The following is a 1,934-nucleotide window of genomic DNA, read 5'->3' as shown; positions in this document are numbered from 1 at the left end:
GTGTTGACGCAGACGATTCTGCCGTCTTTTAGGGTTACGGACACCAAACGGCCTTCCTCTACTGCATAGAGGATATCAGGCTCCCTCACATAGAAGGTATTTTTGTCCTCACGAAGCTCAATGAGGGGTTCGGCCGCCTCCAGAATCTGCTGGGCATGATCTATGCTGGCTGAAAGCTCCGCCACCTTGATGGGCTTGTCCAGAAAAATCACGTTGGAGGGAAGCGCATACTCCCTGTAGTTGATATGGGAGCAGCACATGACAATGGGGGCATTGACTCCCTTTGCTGAAAGCGCCGACACAATATCAGAACCGGTGGTGCCTTCCGTCTGGCACACATCGATATAAAAAGCATCATACTGCATGGGGTTGGTCAAAAGAGACTCCGCATTTCCAAAGGAATCGGTATAAAGAAGTCCGGAGCTGGCTGCCCGCCTGTCGGACTCCCTTTTTAAAAGACGCTCCAGCTGCTTGCGGTCTGCAACGTTGTCATCACAAATAGCAATATGCAAAATAAACACCGCCCTTCCATCTTTTAGATAAGGACTATTTTACCATAAAACCTTTAAATAGAAAAGCAGGAAAGCGGCAGACTGTACAAAGAAAATGGCAGGCATGCCGTACTTGAAATACCAGTGTTTTGTCTTGTGACGGAAAAGATACATTCCCAGGATGCAGCCAAGACTTCCTCCCAAAAGAGCGGTGAAAAAAAGAGAAGCCTCCGAGATGCGAAAGGCACCCCGGATGGCTCTTTTTTTGTCTATGCCCATCTTTATGCAGCCTGCAAGATTGATGAGGATAAGATAGGCCGCTGCGATAAGATGCAGTGTTTTCATAGGATTACTGTTCCTTTTTTGCCTGCTGCATTTTCATCGCCCGTACCTTGCAGGAGAGGCCAAACAGATTGATAAAGCCCTCGGCGTCGTGGTGATCGTAGAGATCGCCGGTCTTAAAGGAGGCAATGCTCTCATTGTAGAGAGAGTAGGGGGAGGTGGTTCCGGCCTTGATGATATTGCCCTTATAAAGCTTGAATTTCACCTCTCCAGTGACGTACTCCTGGGTCTTTTCGATGAACGCCTGCTCGGCCTCGCGCAGAGGCGTAAACCACTTTCCTTCGTAAACCAGGCTTGCAAAGCGGCTGCCCATTTCCTTTTTCACTGCGAAAGTGTCCCGATCCAGAATCAGCTCCTCCAGCTGTTTGTGAGCCTCCATGAGGATGGTGCCGCCGGGAGTCTCATAAACGCCACGGGATTTCATACCCACCACGCGGTTTTCCACAATGTCCACAATGCCGATTCCGTGCTTGCCGCCAAGCTCGTTTAAGGTATGGATAATGTCGGAAACCTTCATCTGCCTGCCGTTTACTGAGGTGGGGATGCCCTTTTCAAAGGTCATGGTCACATACTCCGCCTCATCGGGAGCCTTCTGGGGCGTGGTGCCAAGCACCAGCAGATGATCATAATCCGGCTCGTTGGCAGGGTCCTCCAGCTCCAGCCCCTCATGGCTGATATGCCAGATATTCCGGTCGCGGCTGTAGGAGGAGTCTGCGGAGAAGGGAAGGTGAATGCCGTGAGCCTCACAGTAGGCGATTTCGGATTCCCTGGAATCCATGGTCCACTTATCGCTTCTCCAGGCGGCGATAATCTTTAAATCGGGAGCCAGGGCCTTGATGCCAAGCTCAAAGCGGATCTGGTCGTTACCCTTTCCAGTGGCGCCGTGGCAGATGGCGGCAGCCCCCTCCTTGCGTGCAACCTCCACCAGCTTCTTTGCGATTAAGGGTCTTGCCATGGAGGTGCCCAGCAGATATTTGTTTTCGTAAACTGCGTCTGCCTGCACACAGGGAACGATGTATTCATCGCAGAATTCGTCGATTACATTTTCAATGTAGAGCTTGGACGCGCCACAGGATATTGCGCGCTCCTCCAGGCCGTCAA

The 1,934-nt window shown here is 51.5% G+C and carries 3 protein-coding genes; all 3 read right to left on the bottom strand.

Annotated features, from left to right (window positions below; genetic code table 11):
• Positions 1-512: LytR/AlgR family response regulator transcription factor (locus tag AC1WIP_RS15255; RefSeq protein WP_481142628.1), on the bottom strand; the 512-nt coding region annotated here is incomplete at its 3' end.
• A gap of 39 nt (positions 513-551) precedes the next feature.
• Entirely contained in the window at positions 552-836 is a 285-nt protein-coding gene (locus AC1WIP_RS15250; protein WP_481142627.1) for a DUF1294 domain-containing protein, read from the bottom strand.
• A gap of 4 nt (positions 837-840) precedes the next feature.
• Positions 841-1,934, bottom strand: a 1,094-nt coding sequence (locus tag AC1WIP_RS15245) for an argininosuccinate synthase (RefSeq protein WP_481142626.1), incomplete at its 5' end; no start/stop codon positions are given.

The organism is Acetatifactor sp. (assembly GCF_982438285.1).
The sequence above is the reverse complement of the archived record's forward strand: the minus strand, read 5'-3'. Positions and strand labels throughout refer to the sequence as shown.

Coding starts and splice junctions, on each gene's coding strand:
- AC1WIP_RS15250 (WP_481142627.1), bottom strand. CDS start 836: ATGAAAACACTGCATCTTATCGCAGCGGCCTATCTTATCCTCATCAAT.